At 67.7% G+C, this 24,928-nt stretch carries 15 protein-coding genes and 1 other RNA gene; 8 read left to right on the top strand and 8 right to left on the bottom strand.

The window, feature by feature from the left end; translation table 11 throughout:
• Position 1: 1 nt before the first annotated feature.
• A complete protein-coding gene (locus tag ACTWNK_RS08985; RefSeq protein WP_474303402.1) occupies positions 2–3,268 on the top strand; it encodes a hypothetical protein in 3,267 nt (1,088 codons plus the stop codon).
• Positions 3,262–5,775, top strand: a complete 2,514-nt coding sequence (locus ACTWNK_RS08980; protein WP_474303401.1) for an RNaseH domain-containing protein — start codon at positions 3,262–3,264, stop codon at positions 5,773–5,775. The genes ACTWNK_RS08985 and ACTWNK_RS08980 overlap by 7 nt, the downstream gene beginning before the upstream one ends.
• 9 nt (positions 5,776–5,784) lie before the next feature.
• On the opposite strand, the gene ACTWNK_RS08975 is transcribed toward ACTWNK_RS08980, so the two are convergent.
• Positions 5,785–6,834 carry an SEFIR domain-containing protein gene (locus tag ACTWNK_RS08975; RefSeq protein ID WP_474303400.1) on the bottom strand — a complete coding sequence of 350 codons (1,050 nt, stop codon included), beginning with the start codon at positions 6,832–6,834 and terminating at the stop codon, positions 5,785–5,787.
• 674 nt (positions 6,835–7,508) lie between these two features.
• Between ACTWNK_RS08975 and ACTWNK_RS08970 the strand changes: the two genes are divergently transcribed.
• From ACTWNK_RS08970 to ACTWNK_RS08955, 4 genes are all read left to right on the top strand, one after another.
• Positions 7,509–8,018 carry a restriction endonuclease gene (locus ACTWNK_RS08970; protein WP_474303399.1) on the top strand — a complete coding sequence of 170 codons (510 nt, stop codon included), beginning with the start codon at positions 7,509–7,511 and terminating at the stop codon, positions 8,016–8,018.
• Positions 8,019–8,150: 132 nt separating this feature from the next.
• The gene (locus ACTWNK_RS08965; RefSeq protein WP_474303398.1) at positions 8,151–8,990 is read left to right on the top strand and encodes a vWA domain-containing protein; all 840 of its coding nucleotides are present in this window, start codon (positions 8,151–8,153) and stop codon (positions 8,988–8,990) included.
• Positions 8,971–9,813 (top strand): hypothetical protein, encoded by an 843-nt coding sequence (locus ACTWNK_RS08960; protein WP_474303397.1) that lies wholly within the window; start codon positions 8,971–8,973, stop codon positions 9,811–9,813. Before ACTWNK_RS08965 ends, ACTWNK_RS08960 begins: the two co-directional genes overlap by 20 nt.
• A 3-nt stretch (positions 9,814–9,816) precedes the next feature.
• Positions 9,817–11,901, top strand: a complete 2,085-nt coding sequence (locus ACTWNK_RS08955) for a protein kinase family protein (protein WP_474303396.1) — start codon at positions 9,817–9,819, stop codon at positions 11,899–11,901.
• 102 nt (positions 11,902–12,003) lie between these two features.
• On the opposite strand, the gene ssrA is transcribed toward ACTWNK_RS08955, so the two are convergent.
• From ssrA to ftsE, 5 genes are all read right to left on the bottom strand, one after another.
• Positions 12,004–12,387, bottom strand: a transfer-messenger RNA (tmRNA) gene (gene ssrA / locus ACTWNK_RS08950).
• 319 nt (positions 12,388–12,706) lie between these two features.
• Positions 12,707–14,587, bottom strand: coding sequence for a penicillin-binding transpeptidase domain-containing protein (locus ACTWNK_RS08945; protein ID WP_474303395.1), 1,881 nt, complete (start codon positions 14,585–14,587; stop codon positions 12,707–12,709).
• 5 nt (positions 14,588–14,592) lie between these two features.
• Complete coding sequence (gene smpB / locus ACTWNK_RS08940) at positions 14,593–15,060, bottom strand: SsrA-binding protein SmpB (protein ID WP_474303394.1); 468 nt, start codon at positions 15,058–15,060, stop codon at positions 14,593–14,595.
• Positions 15,061–15,133: 73 nt separating this feature from the next.
• Positions 15,134–16,042 (bottom strand): permease-like cell division protein FtsX, encoded by a 909-nt coding sequence (gene ftsX / locus ACTWNK_RS08935; protein WP_474303393.1) that lies wholly within the window; start codon positions 16,040–16,042, stop codon positions 15,134–15,136.
• 21 nt (positions 16,043–16,063) lie between these two features.
• Positions 16,064–16,753 carry a cell division ATP-binding protein FtsE gene (gene ftsE, locus ACTWNK_RS08930; RefSeq protein WP_091079803.1) on the bottom strand — a complete coding sequence of 230 codons (690 nt, stop codon included), beginning with the start codon at positions 16,751–16,753 and terminating at the stop codon, positions 16,064–16,066.
• Positions 16,754–16,962: 209 nt separating this feature from the next.
• Here ftsE and ACTWNK_RS08925 point away from each other — a divergent pair, with 209 nt between their 5' ends.
• A complete protein-coding gene (locus ACTWNK_RS08925) occupies positions 16,963–17,145 on the top strand; it encodes a hypothetical protein (RefSeq protein ID WP_474303392.1) in 183 nt (60 codons plus the stop codon).
• Between the two features lie 118 nt (positions 17,146–17,263).
• On the opposite strand, the gene prfB is transcribed toward ACTWNK_RS08925, so the two are convergent.
• Positions 17,264–18,382 carry a peptide chain release factor 2 gene (gene prfB / locus ACTWNK_RS08920; protein ID WP_474303391.1) on the bottom strand — a complete coding sequence of 373 codons (1,119 nt, stop codon included), beginning with the start codon at positions 18,380–18,382 and terminating at the stop codon, positions 17,264–17,266.
• Between the two features lie 53 nt (positions 18,383–18,435).
• Between prfB and ACTWNK_RS08915 the strand changes: the two genes are divergently transcribed.
• Complete coding sequence (locus ACTWNK_RS08915) at positions 18,436–19,443, top strand: DUF8094 domain-containing protein (RefSeq protein WP_474303390.1); 1,008 nt, start codon at positions 18,436–18,438, stop codon at positions 19,441–19,443.
• Between the two features lie 30 nt (positions 19,444–19,473).
• On the opposite strand, the gene ACTWNK_RS08910 is transcribed toward ACTWNK_RS08915, so the two are convergent.
• Entirely contained in the window at positions 19,474–24,348 is a 4,875-nt protein-coding gene (locus ACTWNK_RS08910; RefSeq protein ID WP_474303389.1) for an NAD-glutamate dehydrogenase, read from the bottom strand.
• Positions 24,349–24,928: the final 580 nt, after the last annotated feature.

Below are 24,928 nucleotides of genomic sequence, written 5' to 3'. Positions count from 1 at the left end.
CATGCGTAACAAGAAAAGCGCCGCCGAGGTGACCCCACGGCTCTTCGGCACCGCGATCGCACTGGCCGCCAGGTTCTTCCCCATTGACATGGGCGAGGGCGACAGCCGTACCACGACGAGAGGTGACGTCCTGTTCGTGCTTGACGGGCACATCGCGGACTGGTCCGGATGGGCAGACCTCTCGGAGGACGACGCCAGGCGGTTCGCCAGATTGATTCGGCATCGCCCCAACCAGCTGGCCAACGCCGAGGCGTCCGGCGAGATCCTCGATCGGCTTCTGCTGGACGGCGGCATCACCGGTTGCCACGTGGACGAGGACTACATCAGGGAGGAGTACAAGGACGAGGCGAGAATCCTGGTCGACCCCGGCATGCCGCTGACGGCCTTCGTCGACGGGCTGCTGCGGGAGCTGGACGCCCACCTGACCGAGAACAGGCGCGAACTGCCGGTCGCCCAGGCCGGACTGCACACGACCACGACGCGTATGCCCGGCCTGGACGGCTCCGCCGAAATCTTCGTCGACTTCAGATTCGACCTGCGGCCGCATCACGAGGGGCCGAAGGCGACCGTGCCGAGGATCGAGGACGCTCCCCCCTTGGCCGACCATTGGGTCGGCTTCGCGGAGCTCGAGGAGATAGCGGCCACGATCGACGAGGAGATGCGCCGCACGGGCAAGCCCGCCTATCGGCAGACATGCGTAAAGAGGTTCGCCCAGCACATACAGACGAGCGGGAGCGAACAGGTCACGGGTCTGGGGATCACCGCGGGCAAGCTCAACGAGCTGCTGGCCTACACCGGGTTCGGCAAGTCGGTCGTCATGATCGAAAGCTTCGCCTGCTGGGCGGCGAAACACGGCGTGAGCGTGGCGTTCGTGCTGCCGACCAACGGCAATGTCGTCCAGACGAGCCGTGAGATCGAGCAGGCACTGAGGATCGTGGTGCCGGACAGGGCTGTGAGCCTCGTGCCGCTGGTCTCGCCGCGCTCGATGATGAAGGTCGCCAGGACGACCGCGCACGACGAACCGTCCGGAGCGGACACCGACTGGATCTGGGAGCAATTCGGCTACGGCTGCGGACTTGCGGCCACGGCCACCAGCGAGAGCGGCATCGACGGCTGGCGGCCCGGGCACGAGCCTTGTGCCAAACTCCGCCGTCCCCGCCCACGCGGGAAGAGGGATGAAACGGTGGCCTGCCCGTGGCGGACACGCTGCGGCCGGTATCGCGCGGTCCGAGCAGCCTGCTCGGCCGACATCATCGTGACCTCACACGGGAACCTGCTGACCGGCCTGCTCCAGGCGCCCGTCGACGACGGATCGGGGCCGAACGACCGTGTCAGCGTCGAAGAGCTGATCCTTCGCCGATGCCAGGTCGTGGTCATCGACGAGGTCGACCGCTTTCAGCGAGCCGCCATCGATCAGTCCGGCCGCGGACTTCTGCTCGACTACGGCGGACGGATCAACACGCCACTGCGCCAGTTCGACTCCGACTTCGGCACGGCGTTCGGCAGGCTGCATGCCGACATCGAGGCCAACGTCCGGGACGCCTATTTCGGGCTCCGCTATCTGTCGGAGACCTATGTCAGCCACCTTTCCTATCAGCGGATAGGTGCGATCTCTCCGGTCGGCAAAGCACGCCCACGCGGTCCTTGGCGCTCCTGGATCGTGCCGAGGCGCTGGGACAACTGGCTGGTGGCCAGCATCTTCGACATCAAGCCCGAAGAGATCACCTGGCGGGAGATGGCGATGTTCCGCTCCCTCTTCGTGGGCGAGCGAGAGCCGCTGACCGGAGAGCCCGATACCTTCGCCGAGGCCAGGAGCAGGCTCGCGGACGTGGTCACCGGCGGCACCGGCGGTCAGGCGATCAAGGCGGCGCGGGAGGCCCTGGAGGAGCTCACCTCCGCGGTCCCCGCCCACGAACGGCCGAAGGTGGTCAACCGGATCCTGCGCCGTGCCATCCTCAGTCGCGCCCGCGTCCACCTGCACAGGCTGATGGCGAGCAATGCGCAACTGGTGGACATCGGCGTCGAGTCCGCGCAGAAGATCGCCGAAGCACTCGGCACGTACGGCCGATGGCGCTTCACCCCGACCGGTCCGCTGGGGCGTCTCGTCTTCGCCTTCACCGAGTACTACGACGACACCGGTCAGGAGTCCGCCCGGTTGACGACGGCGGCCTTCGGCGGCGATCCGCATACCTATGTCGTGCACCTGGGCGACACCACCGCTCTCGCCTATGCCGAGACCCGCCGGATCGTGCTCGGCCTCTCCGCGACCGCCTACTTTCCCGGCGCACCGCATCACCACGTGCACATCAAGCCGAAGTGGTGGGTGACCGACCGTACTCCTGACGCGGTGCGGATCCTCCCGGCGCCGATCACCGACGACCTCGGCAACCGCGCCCGGATCTCCGGTCTGGACGGCTACGAGCGCGCCGAAGCGACGAGGCGTATCGCCACCCGCCTGTGGGGCACCTACCTGGACGCCGAACTGAGGCGGCTGTGCGAGGAGGATCCGGACCGGAGAAGGGTGCTGCTCGCCACCACGTCCTACGAGGCGGCCCGGCACGTGGCCGAGGGACTGGCCGAGGCGGGCGTGCGGTCGCATCGCATCTGCCTGGCCGTACCTCCTGACGAGGACGACGAATCACGAAAGATCATCGATGCCGGGCGATGGCAGGAGATCCCCGCTGACCGCCTGGAGATGTTCCCCCGTGACGAGGTCGCCGACATCCTGATCGCGCCGCTCGCCCGGGTGCAGCGTGGTGTGAACATCATCGGCAAGGACGACAAGTCCGCTCTCGGTTCGGTGTGGCTGATCGTGCGGCCGATCCCGCTCATCGACGAACCCGCCGAGCTGCTCGCGCACATCCAGGCGAAGGCGCACGTCGAACACGGTGATCCTTCGGCCGACCCCCGGCAGCTCCTGGCCGACCGCAGGAAGATCGCGGGAACCTTCCTGGAGGAGATCATCCACCGTCCCCCCTACTTCCAGGCACAGCCGGAAGAGGTGAAGCTCAGCGTCGTCGCCGAGATCATCAACGGTGCGATCCAACTCATCGGCCGCGCCCGCCGGGGCGGCACGCACGCAGTGCTCCATCTGGTGGACGGAGCCATGCTCGACACCACCCGAGGCACCGACCTGGCCACACTCATCCGCTGCCTCCAGGCCAAGTGGCGGACAGCCGGTGTGCTCGCAGACCTGGAGACGTACTACGACACCACGCTGACCGCCTTCTTCGACTACGCCGCCGAGAACGGAGCCCCCTCGTGCTGATCACACTCGCCTACCGCATCCCGCGTGCGCATCTGAACGCGGTGCTCGGAACGGTGACGGCCTATCCCCTGACCGAGGACTTCGCGCACGCGTGGCGCACCCTGCCCACCGGGAACGGCAAACGGCAACCGTCGTACGCGAGCCTGACGACCGGCCTGGTCGCCGCCACCGGCAAGCCCGTGTGCATGTTCAGAGAGAACGAGCTGGCCGAGGGCGAGATCGCCACAGGGAGCCGATCGCTCCTCCTGACCAGCGACAACGCCCTCGACTTCACCCTGCGCACCGCCGTACGAGCGTGGGAGCGTCACGTGCGCGCCGGTGAAGGCTCCCTGGTGCTCGCCGACCACCTGCCGACGCCCGAACCGGCCCGCGCGTTCGCCGACTTCATCACCGAGCGACCCGAACGGTCTCCGACAGCACCAGGGTGGGTCTTCCGCACCGCGGCCTGGAAGATCATGCGTCGTGTCGCAAGCATCCCGCTTCAGATCGACACGCGGAGGCTGGGGCTACGGATCGACACCGACGGCGCGCTTCTGATCTGGGACGACCTGCTGGCGCGTACCAAACAGGACAACACATCGTTCTCCATGGGCAAGCTCACGGTCAGGCTCGTCACGAAAGCCGGTGTCGAAGACCCCATCGTCTGTTTCGACGCCCACCTGTCCCGTCTCTCCCCCGGCTGGTACGGCAGGCAGACGAAACACGCCTGGATCTCGCGCGGCGAAGGCGCGGTCCCCATCCTCCGTCTCCCTGTTCGCTGGCGCCGGGACGAGAAGAGCGAGGAGTGGGCACCGGGACTGGATCCGGCCATCGCCGCGGTCCTTGAGGCCTGTCAGCTCGATCCGCTGACGTTGCCCCCTGAACTCCCTGACATTCCCGGCACCGTGCGTCCCCAGCTCGTCTTCACTCGATTCCAGTCGATCGGCAACGGTGTCGGACCGAGGTTCATGTACTTCCTGCACAAGCATCTCCAGCGGGTCCTGCCGGAGCTGGAGCCGGTGTCGTACCGCGTGGACAAGGGCCTCAGGCTGCCGCCGCCCGTCCGCAAGTTCATGCCCGAAGGCATCCCCGCCGACGGTGTGGGCCCGACGGGATACAAGCAGGTCACCCTTGTCTGCCTGTACTCCACTCCGGAAGGCAGGAGCCTGATGATGGAGGGTCTCCATCAGCTCACCCACCGCATGATCTACCCCCAGACAGGGGGTGCAGCTGTCAAGATCAACGAACGGCTGGAGGTCATCGCCCTGTGGTCCCATCCCTTGGTCGCCCACGAAACGACCAACCGGGCCGCGCATCTCGAACAACTCGGCAAGCTGGCCGAAGACCCTGAGCGCCTGGTCGCCGTCTGGGCCGAGACCGTCTACCATCCGCAGGCCGAGACTCCGGACCTCGACGCCAAGCCTCATCTACGCAGGCTCCTCGCCCACCTCGGCATTCCCTCGCAGTTCATCGCGACCGAACCAGTGCTCCTTCCTGACAAGACCGAGCGACGTAATCAGGAAGAGAAGCGGCACATAGCGCGAGCGGCCCTGAGGGATCTCCTCAGAGCCGCCGGCGTCCTCGACAACCGGCTCCTGGACACACTGACGAGCAGCACGCTGCCGTATCCGCTGGAGCGCAAGGCCCTCCTGGTCGGCATGCACATCAGGCGGCAGCAGACGGGAGGAGGAGAGCCGGTCCTCGTCGTCGTCATGGTCGCCGTCTACGTGGACCCCTCCGACCTCGGCTCCTGCCGGATCATGGTCTGGAGCGACCCCGCGCGCGGCTGGGTCCGGTCCGCCGAAGGCATCACTGACTTCTTCGCGGCCTCGATCGGTTCGTCACGTCTGGGACGCTCGGAGGAGAAGGCGGTGCGAACCCGAACGCTGATCGAGAACAGCCTCTGCACCCTGGGGCAGGGTGAGTTCGCGGGCACACCCATGGTGGTCTTCGTCGACACCGGCGCCGCGCGCACCATCTGGCAGGGACTTCAGGACTCCAAGCTGGGCGAAGGACCCGTGCCGGGATACCTGCTGCGTGAGCGAGGTGGTGACGTGGCGGTCGTCAGGCTGAACACGAACGTCCAGGAAGTCGGCCGCCCCGTCACCCGAGTGGAGAAGAGCAACATACCCGCGGACCCGAACCAGCCTGCTGCCCCGGGCCGCAAGATCTACCGACTGGAGGACTCGGCCGTCCCCACCTGGCTCTTCCCCGGCGCTTCAGTCCAGACCAGGGCAAAGGGCGGCGACAGCGGGGCACGGCAGACTCGCTGGAACCTGCCCGAGAACAAGGGCGGGCGCAAGGAGCTGAGCAAACCGTGGCATTCCTACACGGCGAAGGAGATCCTCGTCGTCGAGCCGGGCTCCTGGGTGCCCGAGGCGCTGGCCGTAATCACCGCGCGCATGTGTGAGCAGACGCTGTCATGGGATGACCGCACCGCCTCGCCGGTCCCCCTGCACCTGGCCAAGTCCGTCGACGAGGACCACCCCAATTACCGGGCGTCCGGTTTCGAATCGGATGACGGCTAGCGTCGAGTCTCAGCCGGCGTCGTCCATGGGCCGGGGCGGAGGCCATTCTCCGTCCTTGGTCCGGCCCATGGCCCGCAACAGGTAGCCGAGCTCCTTCTCGGTCAGCTCATCGAGCACGTAGTGGTCGGCGCAGTTCGGGAGGAGGAAAGCGGGGATGTTCGCCACGGTCTCGCCGGGAAGAACGACAGGAAGCAGTTTGGGCGTCCAGTGGTCGCGATTCCCGTGCAGCTTGTCCTTGATGATGGAAAGCTCCGTCCGAATTCCCGGGTGCGAATTGTCGGTGATCTTACCGTCTCCGGCCGCCTTGCATTTCGGCGAGGCAATGATCGCAATGAAATCGGCCGATTCGATGCGGCGAAGCGCCCAGTCGAACCAGTCCAGGCGCGGCCCCTCCGAACGCTTGTCCATGTGCAGGTCGATTCCCAGGCGCACCAGGAGCTCGCCGAACTCGAAGACCTGACGCATGCGGCGCTCGTCTTCGTGTGCGTACACGATGAAGACCCTCGGTCCCACCGCGTTCGCCCTGCGCTCGCTGTCGGCGACAGCGGAGGGCTCGATGACCAGCGGGCCGACGGCGTCCCTCCTGACCCGCAGCGCGAACTCCTTCGCTCCCTGTACGGGGACGGCATTGACCATGTCCTCTGCGGCAAGCGCATACCTGGCCGAGAAGTCGACGAGCAGCTCGGAGCAGCCCTTCGGTACCAGCGCCACGATCCAGGCGGCGCCCGACCCCGCGCATACTCCCTTGCCTCGCTTGGCCAGATGCCGCCACCGCACCTGTGGCCCGCCGATGCCGAACACATCGACGATGTCCCCGATACGGGGCAGCGGCAGGTGGATCTTGTCGCCTACTGAGTACGGGACGAGGTGCAGCCAGTCGGTGAGCGTGTACACCGTCGGGTCGGCTCGCTGGCGGGTGGAATGCGGCAGCGCATCCATGACCGTGACCGGGCCGGCGGAATCGGCAGCGAATGCGAATCCGACTTCGAGCCAGCTGACCGGAACGGAATCCGGGGCGAGCTCAAGCTCATAGTTGATCTTTATGAGGTAGCAGTCCATACCGCCCGACGCGTCTGGAAGAGCATTGACAGGGTGCACCTCCCAACCGTGAAGCGAGAGCGCTCCGACACTGATGCCTTCGGGGGCGGAGTCGACCCACCTTCCCCCATCGTCGCCGAGCGTGAGCTCAATTCTGGGAGAACCCTCCGCGGCATTTCCGTGAGTCACCGGCATTTCCTTTCTCTCGTCTGTCCAACTGGCTGCCCAGGCTAAGACCAGCAGATGCCCCTTCGCCGAATCACAGCGAGATTGTCAGGTTTTTGTGGGGTTTTTCAGGCACCGACAATGCGTAAGGCCCAATAAGATGGGGCAAGCGATTCCCCTCCAAGCTCCCACTGGCACTCCACCTCGAAAGCGACACCCGGGTACACCACCCCACAGACGCAATCGAATTCCCCGAAGCCCCAGATACCGCCCGCGACACCATGCCTTGTCCCCATAGCTACAGCCGCATGCTTCTCAGGTGAGAGTGCGTTCGTTCTGTCGGTGCTCTCACACACACTCTTCTCAACACCGACCACCGAGGAGACACCATGGCGAGGGGCTCCAGGAAACGCCGTAGCAGGCGGCGGACCACGAGAAGACAGATGGCGGTGATGGCGACCTGCCTGCTGGGTGTCGTCGTCATCTGGTTCGCGAGTGCGTATCCGGGCTGGGCCGCAGGAATAACGGCCGTGCTGGCCGTCCTGTTCACGGCGGGGCTCGTTCTCCGGCACCGAATGGTCGAGGCGGACAGGCGGAGATTTCTCGCCGCCAATGTCGAACTGGAGAAGGTCGACCGTTTGTCCGGCCCGGCATTCGAGCATCTCGTCGCCGAGCGGATGATCGCCGATGGCTTTCGTCAGGTGCGTGAGCGCGGGCGCGCGGGTGACGGCGGGGTCGACATCACCGCCTTCGCACCCGGACACGGCCGCTATGCCGTTCAGTGCAAGAGGTACAGCAAATCGGTGGGCGCGCCGGAGGTGCGCAACTTCCTCGGCGCGCTGGCCAATGCCTTCGACGGCCACACGGGAGTGCTCGTCACCTCGGGCCGCCTGACGAAACAGGCCAGGCTCGAAGCCCTTTCGGCACGCCAACCGCTCGTCCTGGTCGAACGCGACCGGCTCGCCGACTGGCTCATGGGCACCGTCACCCTGCTGCCCTCCCGCTCGGTGAGAATGCTGGCCGAAGACGAAGCCGTGTGACCCGTTCGCAACCTGACAAATTGCGCGAACCCGAGATTCACACTGGCCGCACGCCTACTCTGGGCGCAGATCACGCCACTGTCCGCGCATTCACCGCTCCGTATGGCCTGCGTCGTGTGAAAGGACTGGACCATGCCCTATACGGCTGAGATCAGCCGGACGAACCCCACCTGCCTTGTCTTTCTCGTCGACCAATCCGCTTCGATGGGCGATCCCATCGGCGGCGAGATTCCGAAAAGCAAGGCGGCGGTCGTCGCCGACGCCATCAATCGGCTGCTCACCGAGCTTTCGGTGAAATGCGCCAAGGAAGAGGGCGTCCGCGACTACTTCCATGTCGCGGTGGTGGGCTACGGCCACAACACCATAGGTTCCGCCTTCGCGGGCCCACTCGCCGGCCGCGATCTCGTACCCCTCAGTCAGATCGCCGAGCATCCGGCACGCCTGGAGGAACGCGTCAAGAAGGTTCCGGACGGCGCGGGCGGCCTGGTGGAAACGTCGGTGCGCTTCCCCGTGTGGATGGACCCCGTGTGCAACGGCGGCACGCCGATGCGGCAGGCGCTCGAGCATACGCATCGGCTTGTCGACGGGTGGCTCGGCGAGCACCCCACGTGCTTTCCGCCCATCGTCCTCAATCTGACCGACGGCGAGGCGAACGACGGCGACCCGACCGTACCCGCCGCGGGCATCAGGTCGCTCGCGAGTGCGGACGGCGGCGTGCTGCTGTTCAACCTGCACGTCTCGGACGCCGGAGGCTCGCCTGTCACCTTCCCCGACACCGATGCCGCGCTCCCCGACACCTACGCCCGCACCCTCTTCGGCATGTCCAGCCCGCTGCCGTCGCACATGCGCTCCTACGCCGGCCAGGAGGGCTTCGCCGTCAGCGACGCCACGCGCGGCTTCGTCTACAACGCCGACATCACCTCGGTGGTGCAGTTCCTCGACATCGGCACCCGTGCGACCGACCTCCGGTAGCCGGATACCGGGCTCGGTCGCCTCCTTCCACCTGCACAAGGGCGGCGGCCGGGCCGAGGAGTACGAAGACGCCTACCGCATCCATCCCCTCACGGCCGACGACGAGACCGACGTCGCCGAACTCAGGATCGCCCTGTCCGACGGGGCGTCGGAGAGCGTGCTGGCGGGGCTGTGGGCGCAGTCGCTGGTCGATCACTTCGCCCAGACGGCCGTCGAAGCCCTCCGCTGCGCCGAGGCGTTCGGCAGGGAGGCGGTCTCGGCATCGGCGACCTGGGACAGGACGCTCGGCGCGTACACCGCCAGGAGGGAGGCCGACAACCGCCCCATCCAGTGGTACGAGCAGCCCAAGCTGGAGCGTGGCGCATACGCGACCCTGCTTGCGGTGGGCTTCGGCCCGCCGCCGGACGACGACTCCCCGGCGTCGCAGGACGAGGGGCGCTGGTTCGCGGCCGTGATCGGCGATTGCTGCCTGTTCCAGGTCCGCGACGACACCCTCATCCGCGCCTTCCCCCTGTCCGGGAGCGACGCCTTCGGCACCGATCCCGACCTGCTGAACAGCCGCAACCACGATGCCCGTCTCATCGCCGATCGCGTGGCCATCGCCTCGGGAGGCGTACGCCAGCAGGACGACGTCTATCTGTGCAGCGACGCCATCGCCGCCTGGTTCCTGCGTGAGGCGGAGGCGGGCAATAGTCCCTGGAGCATCCTGCGCGATCTGGGCACCGCCGACGGACGCGACTTCCCCGAGTTCGTCGAGGAGGCGCGGGCGAACGGCGGCATGCGCAACGACGACGTCACCGTGATCCACGTGAATGTGTGGTGACCCATGGCAGGACGGCGTTTCCCCAACGGCAGCGACTATGTCGAGGCGTTGCAGAACCCCGGCCTCTGTTTCCTGGACACGAAACTGCGCTCGGCGGTGCCGCAAACCGACAAGCTCGGCAGGCCGAAGCCGATATCGGGCAACTTCGCCAGCGTGTTCTCCATCCGGACGGCGACCGGCGAACGCTACGCCGTCAAGTGCTTCACCCGGGACGTGCCGGACCAGGAGCGGCGCTACCGTGCGGTGTCGGACCACCTCGGGCGACTCTCGAACCACTGGAAGATCGACTTCGAGTACCAGCCGACCGGCATCATGGTGCACGGTCAGAGGTACCCGATCCTCCGGATGGAGTGGGTCGAGGCCGTCAGCCTGATCAGCTGGGTCGAATCCCGTCTCGGCGACCGCAGCGCACTGCTCGGCATGGCCGAGCGCTTCGCCGTACTCGCCGCCGATCTGAACGCGGCGGGCATCGCGCACGGGGATCTCCAGCACGGCAACCTCCTGGTGGCAGCCGACGGCACGCTCAGGCTCGTCGACTACGACGGGATGTACGTGCCCGCGCTGCACGGCCTGGCGGCGGCCGAGCACGGGCATCGCCACTATCAGTCGCCCCACCGCGCCACCACGGACTTCGGTCCGGACGTGGATCACTTCTCCACCTGGCTGATCTACCTGTCGCTGGTGGCGGTCGCCCTCGATCCCACGCTGTGGCAGGTCCTGCACGAGCAGGGCGGCGAGTACCTTCTCCTGACCGACGAGGACCTCGCGGGACGCAGCGGCAGGATGTCGGCCCTGTCCGGGCACAACGCCGACGACCTCAGGCAGCTGGCCACCTTCGTCGCCGACCTGTCCCGCTGGCCGACGTCGGATGTGCCGGCGCTCATCCCGTTGCGAACCGTCGCCATCGCACCGGCCCCGCCCGCGTCGTCGCCGCCCGCAGGGCTTCCCGGCTGGATGAGTGGCCATCTGACGCCAGCTCCTCCCGTCGTCGTCTCCCAGAGACCTCAGGAAGCCTTCCTCGTCGCTGCCCGGGTGGTCTTTCTCGGGCTCTGCGTCACCGCGGCCCTCGTCGTGTGGCTGGCCGGATTCCCTTGGGTGGCCTCGGCCTTGGGCCTGCTGCTCGGCGCCGTCGCCACGAGGGGCGTCCACGCCCTGCGTCCGGAGGTACGGGCGCGCAAAGCCGTCGCTGTTCGCCTGGATCGGGCGCGCTGGAAGGCCAGAAGGGCCCTCAAGACGACAGCGGACGCCGAGAAGCGACGCGACCAGGTCCAGCTCGACAACAACCGGCACGCAACGGCGTACACGAACGACGTCCACGCCCTCAGGGAGACCCAGCAGCGCGAACTCGGGCACTTCGACCGGACAACGGCCCAGCACCTCAATCCATTGGACCAGCAGATACAGATGCTGGCGGGCAGGAAGTCAGGGGAACTGCAACGCGCCCTCGACGAACTGCAGCAGCAGCACGTGGACGCGTACCTGCGGCGTATCGAGCTGCGGGCAGGCTCGATCTCCGGGATCGGGGGCACCACCGTGACCAGGCTCGCGGAGCAAGGTATCTCCACCCCTGCCGACTTCGTCGCCGTCGCGCATGTGTCCACCGGCTATCCGACCCCGGAGGTACGTCTTACGCTCCGTAATGGGCGTTCGGTCCATGTGGCGGGAGTGGGCGAGTCACGCGCGACATCCCTGCTCGCCTGGCGTCAGGGACATCTGAACGCGGCCAGACGCCACCCGTCGGTCCCCCAGGTGCTCCCCGCCGCCCGGCGCAGCGCCATCGAGGCGCGCTCGGCCGCCGAGGAGGCCGACCTCAAGGCCAGGCGCTCACACACCAAGGGCCTACGCGACAAGGCGCGCGACGACCTCCAACGCCTACACACCCACGCGCTGCAGCACAGGGCCGACCGCCACACCGCCGAACTCATGGTCGCGACCCAATCCCTGGACGAGGCCAACCAGCACCTGTCCACCGCACGCGCCACCCACCACACCCTCCTCCAGGAGGAACACACCATCGCCCACGAACTCACCACATACGGCCAACTGTCGTACGCCCGCTTCATGCGCGACGTCACGCTAGGCCGGTAGGTCATCTCCCAGACCGCCCAAAACAACAAAAAGGCGACCGGACCGGCGAAAAGCCGACCGATCGCCCTCATGCGATCCATCCCGCGCGTACGACGCGGAACACAGTGGAGGTGGCGGGAATCGAACCCGCGTCCTTCAACCCCAAGGCAGGGCTTCTCCGGGCGCAGCCTGTTGTGCTTTTCTCAGCCCCGGCGATCACACAGGCAAGACGCCGACAGGCTCAGCCACTGTTAGATTTCCCGATCATCCCCGTGGCCGGGTTGATCGGTTGAGCCTTCTAGCGATGCCGGACCCTGAGCCGAAGGCGTGCTCAGGCCGACAGTGGTTTCGTCGCTTAGGCGGCGAGAGCCAGGTCGCCCTGGCTCACCACAGTGCTCTTAGAATTGGCACTTGTAGTTTGCGGTCACAGGATTAACGAGGTTATGTCCGCAGTCCTCGGCCCGCTTCTCCTGACTTGCAAAGTCAAAGTCGAAACCAGTCACCCCCTGTGCAGTTGTCAACACGCGCCCGAGGGTGCGTGCACCACTGACGATACCGGTGACAACGCCCGCCATGCCAACTCAATTCCCGCGACACCCGCGAGCAAGGCCCCGGACACCAGGAAGCCCCCGGGAACACGGCACACTAGCGCGCATCCCCGAGGGCCGACCGGCAGGGTCGAGCCGGTCCTGATGGACAGAACTTCCCCCGAGATGAAGTCCTGGACTCATCACCACGACTGAGGCCCACAACCCCCCGAGCAGGCCGCAGTCATAGGGAAAGACGCCAACGGACCGGACATAGGTTGCTCGCAGTGACAACTTTCTTACTGTGTGTCGCCAGACCCCTGCTGCGAGCCGCCCAGACCGCCGAAGAACGCCCCGGCGAGGGCGGCGGGGTCGCCGTTCTCGACGAGTACGGCGACGGCCACATCGCCCTGCCAGCCGACGAACCAGTGCAGCTGCTTGCGTTCGTGCGCCACGACCGCGGTGATACCGAAGACCTGGGAACCGGGTACGGCCGCGGCGCTGGCGGTGCCGTTGGCGACGCCGCCGCGCATGAGGGTGCGCAGAGGGGCCAGCAGCTTGGCGTCGATCGGCCTGGCGGCGGGCGGGGTCGCGGGCAGGACCTCGGCGGCTGGGTCCGGCGAGTCCGGCCTGGTGACCAGCAGCGGCGGATGCCAGGTGCCCGAGGCGACGGCCCCGGCGACGAGTGCCATGGCCAGCGGGCTGACCCGCACGCTCTGCCCGGCGATGGCCTTGGCCTTGGCCGCATCGGTGTCGAGGGCGGGGACGTCGCCGCTGAACGACTTCAGCGGCAGCTTCCACTCCGAGCCGAGCCCCAGATTGAGCGCGCTGGAGGCCAGGTCGGATCCGGCGACCCGGCGCGAGAGCGAGGCCAGGGCGGTGACGCAGCCGTTGGCGAAGTTGCCGCGCAGGGTCGGCACGGTGCCGGCGGGCACGCCCGTCTGCTGGAAGCGCACCCCGCCGACGGAACGTTCCGCGGGGCAGGCCAGCTTCTGCTGAGGGTCGAGGCCGCCCTTGAGCAGGGCGTGGGCCGCCACGATGGAGAACGTCGTGCCCGCGGGGAACTTCCCGGCCAGGGCGTCGCGCTCCTGGTGCATCTCCTTGGTGCCGACGGCCAGGATCTGCCCGGTGGGCGCGTCGACGGCGACCAGGGCGACGGGCCGCGCCGAGGTCCGCACCGCGCGCTCGGCGGCCTGCTGCACACCGCCGTCGATCGTGGTGCGCACGGGGGCGTTGGGACGGCCGGGCCACTTGTCCAGGACGGCGACCTGCTGGCTGGTCTTGAGGTCGAGGGTGATGACCGAGGTCTGGGTGGAGCCGGTCAGATGGTCCTGGTAGGCCTTCTGCAGGCCGCCCTGGCCGACGGAGTCGCCCGCGCGCTGCGGACCGCCGAGCTTCTGCTCGCTCTGCGGCGTGACCGCGCTCACCTTGCCGACGATCTGCTCGGGGGCGCCGGGCGCGACGGGCTGCTGCTGCTCCTGGATGACGATGCCGGGAATGGCACGCAGCTTGGTGCTCAGCTTGACGAACTTGGCCCGGCCGAACGTCACCAGGGGCACGAAGGTGTTGGGCGGAGCCGAGCGGATACGGCTGAGCAGCCGGTCCTGGGCGAACCCGGTCACGACGGCGAGCTGCTCGCACAGCTTGACGTCGTCCTCGACCGTGGAGGGCGTCGCACCGGCGACATAGAAGGTGTCGTCGGTCTGCAGCGGCTCGGAGTTGCGGTCGAGGACCGGCTGACGGCCCTCGGACTTGATCTCCACGGCGAAACGCTGGCCGGGACCGAGCTTGGGATGCAGCACGCTGGGCGACCAGCGTACTTTCCAGTGCCCGCCGACCAGGTGCAGCGGCAGCCTGCTCTCGTAGCGCCACAGCTCGTTGTTCTCGCCGAGGTCGACCTCCGCCTCGAACAGCGCCTCGGACTCGGTGCCCTCACGGGTCATCGATTTGATCTTGAAGCGGAACGAGGCCGCGTCGAGGTTGCGCTTGGCGTCGTCGAGCGCCTTGCGTACGACGGCGGGGTCGGCGTCGGTGCGCCCGGCGGCCAGGTCGTAGCGCTCCGACTGCCAGCCCACCAGGAAGTCGCGCACGGCCTCATGCGCGGACGGCTCCTCGAAGCAGCCGGTCAGCGTCATCCCGGACACCGCGAGCACCGCGGTGGCGGCCAAGGTCCTGCGCATGCGCATCACCGGTGACGCGACCTCAGTGCTCGGGCCATCTCCCGCTTGGCCTGCTGCTCGGCCAGCGTCTGGCGCTTGTCCCAGTCCTTCTTGCCCCGGGCCAGGGCGATCTCCACCTTGGCCCGGCCGTCCTTGAAGTACAGCGAGAGCGGGACCAGGGTCAGACCGCCCTCCTTGATCTTCGCACTGAGCTTGTCGAGCTCCTTGCGGTGCAGCAGCAGCTTGCGCTTGCGGCGCGCGGCGTGGTTGGTCCAGGTCCCCATCGTGTACTCGGGGATGTGGATGTTGAGCAACCACGCCTCGCCGTCGTCGATCGTCGCATAGCCGTCGACCAGCGACGCCCTGCCCAGGCGCAACGACTTCACCTCCGTGCCTGTCAGCACGAGGCCCGCCTCATAGGTGTCGTCGACGTGGTAGTCGTGGCGGGCACGCTTGTTCTGGGCGATGAGCTTGCGCCCGGTCTCACGTGGCATGCTTCGACCTTACCGGCCCGCGGCGCGGACCAGAATCGTACGGAAGGCGTCGAACACCCAGGCGAACGCCGCGTCAGACCCTGAGGTAGCGACGCAGCGTCACGAACGAGGCCAGCACACAGATCACGACGCCGACCACCATCGTCAGGGTGATCACCGAGGCGACCGAGTCCCAGCCGAGCTGACTGCCCACCGCGAGGAACTTCTGGACCTCCTCGAAGATGAACACCTTCGCGACGATCAGCATGATCGCGGCGACCACACCGCCGACCAGGCCCGCGATGACCCCCTCCAGCACGAACGGCAGCTGGATGTAGAGGTTGGACGCGCCGACCAGCCGCATGATGCCGGTCTCCCGCCGCCGGTTGTAGGCCGACAGCCGCACGGTGTTGCCGATCAGCAGCGTCGCCGCCAGCACGAGGACCAAGGCGATCACCAGGGCCACCCAGCGCAGCTTCTCCAGCAGGCCGAAGAAGGTGTTGAGCATGTCCTGCTGGTTGATGACGCTGGCCACGCCCTTCTGACTCTGCAAGGGCTGGATCACCGAGGCGTACTGGGTGGGATCCTTCAGCTTGACGCGCAGCGACTCGGGCATGTCCTTGACCTGCACGGCCGAGATCAGCACCGGGTTGCTGGCGTAGCTGTCCTTGAAGTTCTTGAAGGCCATCTCCTGGTTCTCATGATCGACCTTCTCGACCTGAGGCATCTGCTGGATCAGCGCCTGGAGCTGCTGACGCTCCTGGTCGTTGACCCCGTCGTCGCCCTTGCAGCTGGGGAAGGGCGAGTCCTTCTGGCAGAGGAAGACCGAGACCTCGACCTTGCCGTCCCAGAAGCTCTTCATCATCGAGACCTGAGCGTTGATCATCAAGCCGACGCCGAGGAGCGCCATGCCGACGGCGACGGTGACGATCACTGCGATCGTCATCGTCAGGTTACGGCGGAGGCCGATCCAGACCTCGGAGAAGATGAAGTTCGCCCGCATGCTGTACCCGTAACTCCCTGCTCAGTACGCCTGGCCGTAGACGCCACGCGACTGGTCGCGGACGATCTTGCCGTCCTCCAGCTCCACCACGCGCTTGCGCATGGAGTCGACGATGGCCGCGTCGTGCGTGGCCATGACGACCGTGGTGCCGGTCCTGTTGATGCGGTCGAGCACCTTCATGATGCCGATGCTCGTCGCGGGGTCGATGTTTCCGGTGGGCTCGTCGGCCAGCAGGATCATCGGCCGGTTGACGAACGCGCGGGCCATCGCGACCCGCTGCTGCTCGCCACCGGACAGCTCGTCGGGCATGCGGTGGGCCTTGCCCTCCAGTCCGACCAGCTCGATGACCTCGGGCACCACCTTGCGGATGAACCGCCTCGGCTTGCCGATGACCTCCAGGGCGAACGCCACGTTCTCGTAGACGTTCTTGTTGGGGAGCAGCCGGAAGTCCTGGAACACGCACCCGATGCGGCGGCGAAGGTGCGGCACCTTGAAGTTGGACAGCCTGGCGAGGTCCTTCCCGGCGACGTGGATCGCACCGGAGTTAGGACGCTCCTCCTTGAGGATGAGGCGCAGGAAGGTGGACTTCCCGGACCCCGAGGGGCCGACCAGGAACACGAACTCGCCCTTGTCCACGTCTACAGACACGTGGTCGAGAGCGGGCCTGTTCTGGTTCGCATAGACCTTGGTGACATTATCGAAATGGATCACGAGCGCATCACGGCATGCCAGTCTAGGGGTTTGGACGGAAGCGAGGGTGGCACAAGCCCACTTCCGCCGCCCGCCAGCCGGGGGCGTCTTTACCGATGATCGACGTTCCGGTTGGCTGGAGCACAGTCTAGGGGGAAGACTGGCATGGAACGTCCATAACGGAAACAAAACGATTCCATGGCCTTGAGAGCGACTAGAGTGAGGGCGACATGAGTTGTGAACACCTCGTCTGCGCCCAGTGCGCGCACCCCGTCATCGAGGGGCGCTGCGCCCTGTGCCGCGCCCATCGCGAGCGCATGCACAACAACGGCATCTCGCCCATGCTCATCGGGCTGATCCTGCTGACGCTGCTGCTGCTCTCGCTCACGCTGAAGCACCTCACCGGCGCCTGACCACCGTCTCGGCAAGTACGGCAGGCCCGCAACGCCCCCAGGCGCGAACTCCGGCCGGGGCCCGTCCAAGCACGCCACTCCAGCGGGACTTCGGCGGGCCGCCGTCACATCGCACGTGCTAGGCGTCGACGCCCGACTCCAGCCGCCGCATCCAGCGGATCTCGCTCTCGATGAACTCGTCCAGGTCGCCGTCGAGCACCGCCGTGGGGTTGCCCGCCTCGGTGCTGGTGCGCAGGTCCTTCACGATCTGGTACGGGTGCAGCACGTAGTTGCGGATCTGGGTGCCCCACGAGGTGGTGGTGGCGCCGCGCAGCTCCGACATCTTCTCGGCCTCCTCCTGGCGCTTGCGCTCCAGCAGCTTGGCCTGCAGGACGTTCATCGCCGAGGCGCGGTTCTGCAGCTGGGAGCGCTCGTTCTGGCAGGAGACGACGATGCCGGTCGGCAGGTGGGTGATGCGCACGGCCGAGTCGGTCGTGTTGACGCCCTGGCCGCCGGGCCCCGACGAACGGTAGACGTCGACGCGCAGATCGTCCTCGTTGATCTCGATGTGGTCGGTCTGCTCGACGACGGGCACGATGTCGACGCCCGCGAACGAGGTCTGCCTGCGCCCCTGGTTGTCGAAGGGGCTGATGCGCACCAGCCGGTGCGTGCCGTGCTCGCCGCGCAGCGTGCCGTAGGCGTAGGGCGCCTTGACCACGAAGGTGGCCGACTTGATCCCGGCCTCTTCGGCGTAGGAGGTGTCGTAGACCTCGGTGGAGTAGCCCTTGCGCTCGGCCCAGCGCAGATACATGCGCATCAGCATCTGGGCCCAGTCGGCGGCGTCGACGCCACCGGCCTGCGAGTTGATCGTGATGAGCGCCTCGCGGGCGTCGTAGGGGCCGGACAGCAGGGTGCGCACCTCCAGGGCGTTGACGTCGGTCCTGAGCGAGGCCAGCTCCTTGTCGGCCTCCAGCCTGGTGTCCTCGTCGTCCTCCTCGGCGGCGAGCTCGTAGAGGACCTTGAGGTCCTCGACCCGGGAGGCGAGCGCCTCGACCCGGTTGAGCTCGCTCTGCAGGTGGGAGAGCTTGCTGGTGACCTTCTGCGCCTGCTCGGGGTCGTCCCAGAGGTCGGGTGCGGCAACCTGCTCGCCCAGCTCCGCGATCTGCTTGCGCATCGCGTCGAGGTCGAGCACGTCCTGGATGCTCCGCAGGGTGCCCGCGAGCTCGTTGATCTCTTCTGCCGGATCGATGACTGCCACGTCTAGAAAGGGTACGCGACCCTCGCACCCTCTTCTGCAACTAGCATGGGCCGGTGCGTGCGTACGGGGTGATCTTCATGGCCTGCCTGCTGGCCGCGGTGAGCGCCTGCTCGGCTTCGGAGCAGGCCGAACCCTCCCCCGTGGCCGCTTCCTCGTCCTCCTCCTCGCCCGTCGCCTCCCCGACGGCGTCGCCCTCGCCCTCGCCGAGCCCGCCAGCCGTGACCAAGGTCGAGGCGGCCAAGGCGTTCCGCACGTTCGTCGCCACCGACGACCTGCTGCGCGCCGGGCGCGAGCCGCGCCTGGCCACCGAGCTGACCGCCAACGGGCAGGCGCAGCTGACCGCCGCGATCTTCGAGTCGACCGGCGACAAGGCACCGCGTCACACCTGGGGCTCGCCGACGCTGCTGGTGCCCAGGCTGGCGGCGGGCGAGGTGTTGTGGTTCACCGCCGTCGTCAAGCGTGACGACCGCACGGCCGTGCTGACGTTCGCCAAGCTGGGCGAGTGGCGGCTGACCTCGCTGTCGTTGCTGCTGGCCGGCCAGGAGCTGCCCTCGGTGAAGTTCGACGCCGAGGGCTATGCCGTTCCCGTGCCCGGCGACGACACGAGCATGGAGATCAGCCCGAAGTTCATGGCGCCGCTGCACGCCACCGTGGCCGAGGCCGGGCCGAGCGGCATCGCGGCCGGCCTCATCGCACCCGGCCCGTACACGACGGAGACGGCCGCGAAGATCGTCGCCGATCGCGAGCAGGCCAAGGGCGACGGGTTCGGCTACGACTCGATCTTCAGTGCGGGCGACTACCCGGTCTACGCGCTGCGCACGACCGACGGCGGCGCGCTGATCCAGTACTCCCTGATGCGCACGACGACGGTCACCACCAAGACGGCGGTCGACGACTACATCCCGGTGCCCGAGGACGCGCGCTGGCTCATCGGCACCCATGTGCTGCGCCGCTCGCTGAAGATCTCCGAGACCCAGCAGTACGTCGCGAAGATCCCGGTCGCCACCTCGGCCACCGTCATCGCCTACAACGGCGGCGTGACCCGGGGCTTCGGCGACTGACCGCCATCGAGGCCCCGGGCCCGCACCGACCTACTCGGTGTGCGGCAGGCTGCTGGTCGCGACCAGGGTACGGATGGCGCGCAGGGCCACCGACAGGGTCGCCAGGTCGAAGTGGTCGCTCTCCCAGATCTCCGACAGCGTCTGCCGGGACCGGGCGACGGCCGCCGAGTTCGCCTCGGCCCAGCGCGCCAGCCGCTCCTCCGGCGAGGAGCCCGGCGTGCTGTGCGCCAGCACGTCCCGGGTCAGCGACGCGTGCGCGGCGTAGAGGTCGTCGCGCAGCGCGGTGCGTGCCATGGCGTTCCACCGGTTGTCACGCGGCAGTGCGATGACGCGCTCGCGCAGCCGGGCCAGCTGCAGCCTGTCGGCCAGGTCGAAGTACACCTCGGCCACCTCGTTGACCGGCCTGCCGGTGTAGGAGGCGATCTCCACCAGGTCGTAGGTGGAGTACGCGGGGACCATCGCGGCCACGCGCTCGGCCAGCTCCATGGGCACGCCCCTGGCGACGAAGGAGTCGCGCCTGTCCTCGAACGCCGCCAGGTCGGGCCCGGCCAGCATCTTGGGCAGGTGGGCCAGCAGGCCGTTGACGCCCTTGACCAGGAAGGCGGCCGTGCCCGCCATGTCCAGGGGCGGACGGCGGTTGCCGAGCAGCCAGCGGGTGCCGCGTTCGGTGAGCTTGCGCCCCTCCAGCAGCATGGCGAGCTGCGTGGCGGTGTCGACCTTGTTGTCGAGCGCCTCGACCGCCTGGTGGAAGCTGGCCGTGTCGAACACCTCGCTGGTGACGAGGTAGGCCCTGGCGATGTCGGGCGCCGAGGCGCCGATCTCCTCGTTGAAGCGGTACATGAACGTGGTGCCGGTGGAGTTGACCAGCTCGTTCACCACACACGTCGTGATGATCTCGCGGCGCAGCGGATGCGCGTCCATGTAGGAGCGGAAGCGCGTGCGCAGCGCCGATGGGAAGTACGACACCAGCCAGTTGGCCAGGTACGGGTCGTCCGGCAGGTCGGAGGCGAGCAGCTCGGCATCCACGACGATCTTGGTGTAGGCGAGCAGGACGGAGAACTCGGGCCCGGTCAGGCCGAGTCCGGTCTGGCGGCGTTCGGCCAGCTGCTTGTCCGACGGCAGGAACTCCAGCTCGCGGTTGATCAGCCCGTCGCGCTCCAGGCGGCGCAGGTAGCGCGCGTGGATGTGCAGCATCGCGGGCGCCTGGGCGCGGGCGGCGCCGAGCACGACGTTCTGCGCGTAGTTGTCGCGCAGCACGAGGTCGGCCACCTCGTCGGTCATCTGCATGAAGACCTGGTTGCGCTGCTTGTCGGTCAGCTCGCCGTCCCGGACGACCTGGTCGAGCAGGATCTTGATGTTCACCTCGTGGTCGGAGGTGTCGACACCGGCCGAGTTGTCGATGAAGTCGGTGTTGACCAGCCCGCCGTTGAGGGCGAACTCGATCCTGGCCAGCTGGGTGAAGCCCAGGTTGCCGCCCTCGCCGATCACCTTGCAGCGCAGGTCGGCCGCATTGACCCGGAGCGCGTCGTTGGCCTTGTCGCCGACGTCGGGGTTGGACTCGGACGACGCCTTGACGTAGGTGCCGATGCCGCCGTTCCACAGCAGGTCGACGGGGGCGCGCAGGATGGCGCTGATGAGGTCGTTGGGCGCCAGCGAGGTGACGCCGTCGGCGATGCCGAGCGCGGCGCGCGCCTGCGGCGTGATCGGGACGGACTTGGCGGTGCGCGGGTAGACGCCGCCTCCCGGCGAGATCAACGTCGCGTCGTAGTCCTCCCACGAGCTGCGCGGCAGGTCGAACAGGCGTCTGCGCTCGGCGAAGCCCCTGGCGGCGTCCGGGTCGGGGTCGATGAAGACGTGACGGTGGTCGAAGGCGGCCACCAGCCTGATGTGCTGCGACAGCAGCATGCCGTTGCCGAACACGTCGCCCGACATGTCGCCGATCCCGGCCACGGTGAAGTCGGTCGTCTGGGTGTCGAGGCCCGCCGTGCGGAAGAGGTACTTGACCGACTCCCACGCGCCTCTGGCCGTGATGCCCATCGCCTTGTGGTCGTAGCCGATCGAGCCGCCGGAGGCGAAGGCGTCGCCGAGCCAGAAGCCGTAGTCCTTGGACACGCTGTTGGCGATGTCGGAGAACGTCGCCGTGCCCTTGTCGGCGGCGACGACGAGATAGGTGTCGTCGCCGTCGTGCCGTACGACGTCGGCCGGTGGCACGACCTTGCCGTCGACCAGGTTGTCGGTGACGTCGAGCAGGCCGGAGATGAACATGCGGTAGCAGGCCACGCCCTCGGCCAGCATCTCTTCCCTGCTGCCCGACGCGGGCGGGCGCTTGACGACGAACCCGCCCTTGGACCCGGTGGGCACGATGACGGTGTTCTTCACCATCTGCGCCTTGACCAGGCCGAGGATCTCGGTCCTGAAGTCCTCCATGCGGTCGGACCAGCGCAGCCCGCCACGTGCGACCTTGCCGAACCTGAGGTGCACGCCCTCCACCCGGGGCGAGTACACGAAGATCTCGAACTTGGGCCTGGGCAACGGCAGCACGCTGATCGCCTGCGGATCGAACTTCAGCGAGATGTACGGCTTGCGCCGCCCGTCGGGCCCGGTCTGGAAGTAGTTCGTGCGCAGCGTCGCCTGGATCATCTCCAGATAGGCCCGCAGGATACGGTCCTCGTCCAGCGAGGCGACGTCGTCGAGCGCGCCGAGGATCTCCTCCCGCAGCGCGTCGCACAGGTCGATCCTGACCTCGTCGGTGCGCTTGGGGTCGAGCCTGGCCTCGAACAGGCGCACGAGCAGCCTGGCCAGCCTGACGTTGCCGACGAGCACGCGCTCCATGTACCGCTGGCTGAAGGTGGTGCCTGCCTGGCGCAGGTACTTGGCGTAGACGCGCAGGATCTCGACCTGCTCCCACGTCAGACCGCCGGCGAGCACCAGGGCGTTGAAGTTGTCGGCCTGTGTCTCGCCCCGCCACAGGGCGCCGAGCGCGTCCTGGAACAGGCGTTTGAAGTCGTTGCGGTCGAGTTCGTCCGACGGGGTGTAGCGCAGGCCGAAGTCGTAGATCCAGGCGTTCTTCGTACTGGGGTCGTTGTCGCGGTCGACCTCGTAGGGCCGCTCGTCGACGACCTCGACGCCGAGGCGCTGGATGAGCGGCAGCATGTGCGAGAGCGAGATCGGCGAGTTCAGCTTGTAGATCTTGAGACGGCGCTCGCCCTCGACGGCGTCGTACGGCTCGTAGAGGTTGATCCCGATCTCGTCGTCGGGCGCGACGGCGAGCTGTTCGAGGCGGCGCAGGTCGACCACGGCCATCTTGGGCGGGAAGTCGACCTTGTAGCCCTCGGGGAAGGCCGCCTGGTAGCGCCTGGTCAGCGCGGGCGCCTCCTCCTCCCCTGCCATGTCGGCGATCGCCGATGCCAGGCCGTCCTCCCACGAGCGGGTGACGGCGGCCAGCCTGGCCTCCAGGTCCTCGACGTCGACGCCGAGCGGCGGCAGCGGCCTGCCCCGCTCGCCCCTGACCACGACGTGCAGCCTGGCCAGCACCGATTCGCCGATCATCGCGCTGTAGTCGAGGCTGCTGCCGCCCAGGGCGTCAAGCAGCATCTTCTGCATCTTCAGCCGGATCTTGGTGGTGTAGCGGTCGCGCGGCAGGTAGATCAGGCAGGAGATGTAGCGGCCGTAGTCGTCGCGGCGCAGGAACAGCTTGACCTGCTTGCGCTCGCGCAGGCGCAGCACGCCGAGCGCGATGGGCAGCAGCTGGTCGGTCGAGGTCTGGAAGAGCTCGTCCCGCGGGAAGGTCTCCAGGATCTCGATGAGGTCCTTGCCGTCGTGGCTCTCGGCCGCGATCCCGGCCAGGTCGAGCACCTCGGCGAGCTTGCGGCGCAGCACGGGGATGCGGCTGATCGACTCGCTGTAGGCCACGTGCGTGAACAGCCCGAGGAAGCGGCGCTCGCCGATCACCTCGCCCTCGGGCGAGAACAGCTTGACGCCGACGTAGTCGAGATAGGCGGGCCGGTGCACGGTGGCACGCGTGTTGGCCTTGGTGATGATCAGCATCTGCTGACGGTCACGCGCCTTGGCCCGCATCTCGGCCGGGACGGCCGCGAAACTGTCGGAGGCGGCCTTGTCGTGGCGCAGGATGCCCAGACCGGTGCCCGCGACCGGCACGAGCGCCTCGCCCTCCTCGCCCTCCTCCAGGAGGTACTCCCGGTAGCCGAGGAAGGTGAAGTGGCCGTCGGCGAGCCAGCGCATGAGTTCGAGGCTGTCCTCGACCCCGGCCAGGTCGAGCGGCGGCGGATTGACCGCGACGTCCTCGGCGGTCTGTACGGCGAGCGCGCGCATCTTGGCGAAGTCCTCGACCGCGAAGCGCACGTCGCCGAGCACACGCTGGAGTTCGTGCTCGATCTCCTTGAGCCTGGCGGGGTCGCCGGTCCTGTCGATCTCGAAGTGCATCCAGGACTCGACGAGCATCTGCCCGGTGATCTCCTCCTGGCCCCGGCCGAGCATGCGTCCCGTCATGTCGCGGCGTACGCGCATCTGGGGGTGCACGACCAGGTGGACGCCGATGTCGAGCCGGTCGAGCTCCATGGTGATGGAGTCGACGAGGAACGGCATGTCGTCGGTGACCACCTCGACGACGGAGTGGCCGGGGTCCCAGCCGTTCTCCTCCAGCGTCGGGGTGTAGGCACGCACCACGGCCCTGCCCTGCGGGCGGAGCTCGGCGAGCTGCCTGTGCGACATCGCCGGTCCGTAGACGTCGACCGGGTTGCGGCTCAGCAGGTCCTCTGGCGCCACATGCCTGTAGTAGACCCGGAGGAAGGCGAGCGCCTCCTCCTGGGTGACGTGGTCGCTGCCCGTCGCGCACGTTTCCGCGGCGCTTCTGAGCAGCTCGTCCTTGGCCTCGTCGAGCGGCATGTCGCTCTCACTCCTTTGTGAGGGTTCGCCATATTCAGGACCGGTCACAACCGGCCTCTTCGTTCCCACGACACGGGGAAGTAGTGCAGACGGGTACGAATACCCAGGAAAGAGGCACCCGTCGTGGCCTCTGTCCCTGGTACGGCGCCGATCCCGCGCTCGACCGCATGGTCGTGCGTCAGTGGATCTCCGGCCAGTCGCCTGAGGGCGTCGTGCGCCCCTCGGTCCCTCGCCACGTCCGGCGCGAGACCGGCCTCGTGGTCGGAGGCCGGAAGAGCACGCGCGGAGAGGGCGGTGGAGCAAGCATCCCACAGCCGGGCCCCGCGAACACGACGGCACGCACCACGGGGACGGGCCCGCACGACGGCGGCCGGGGGAAGGACGAGCGAGGGAACGGCGCAGCGGCCGTCGCCAGCAGGCATGGCAGCCACCGGACACCTCCCCCAAATCGCCCGGTCGTCATTGACCTGGCGTATGCATCGCCGTACCGATACCACCCGAAAAGCCGGGAGACGTCAACGTGGGGCGCGGCTCGGCCGGGCGCCCCTTCTCCTCCGGTCCCGAGGATCTCCGCAGCCGC

This window comes from Nonomuraea sp. IBHARD001, from assembly GCF_056106265.1.
Note: the sequence above shows the minus strand (reverse complement) of the source record. Positions and strands in the feature narration are given on the sequence as shown.

What these genes read in the sequence shown, in the direction of transcription:
- ACTWNK_RS08985 (WP_474303402.1), top strand. Translation starts at nt 2, where the DNA reads ATGCGTAACAAGAAAAGCGCCGCCGAGGTGACCCCACGGCTCTTCGGC.
- ACTWNK_RS08975 (WP_474303400.1), bottom strand. Translation starts at nt 6,834, where the DNA reads ATGGACTGCTACCTCATAAAGATCAACTATGAGCTTGAGCTCGCCCCG.
- ACTWNK_RS08965 (WP_474303398.1), top strand. Translation starts at nt 8,151, where the DNA reads ATGCCCTATACGGCTGAGATCAGCCGGACGAACCCCACCTGCCTTGTC.
- ACTWNK_RS08955 (WP_474303396.1), top strand. Translation starts at nt 9,817, where the DNA reads ATGGCAGGACGGCGTTTCCCCAACGGCAGCGACTATGTCGAGGCGTTG.
- ACTWNK_RS08945 (WP_474303395.1), bottom strand. Translation starts at nt 14,587, where the DNA reads ATGCGCAGGACCTTGGCCGCCACCGCGGTGCTCGCGGTGTCCGGGATG.
- smpB (WP_474303394.1), bottom strand. Translation starts at nt 15,060, where the DNA reads ATGCCACGTGAGACCGGGCGCAAGCTCATCGCCCAGAACAAGCGTGCC.
- ftsX (WP_474303393.1), bottom strand. Translation starts at nt 16,042, where the DNA reads ATGCGGGCGAACTTCATCTTCTCCGAGGTCTGGATCGGCCTCCGCCGT.
- ACTWNK_RS08925 (WP_474303392.1), top strand. Translation starts at nt 16,963, where the DNA reads ATGAGTTGTGAACACCTCGTCTGCGCCCAGTGCGCGCACCCCGTCATC.
- ACTWNK_RS08910 (WP_474303389.1), bottom strand. Translation starts at nt 24,348, where the DNA reads ATGCCGCTCGACGAGGCCAAGGACGAGCTGCTCAGAAGCGCCGCGGAA.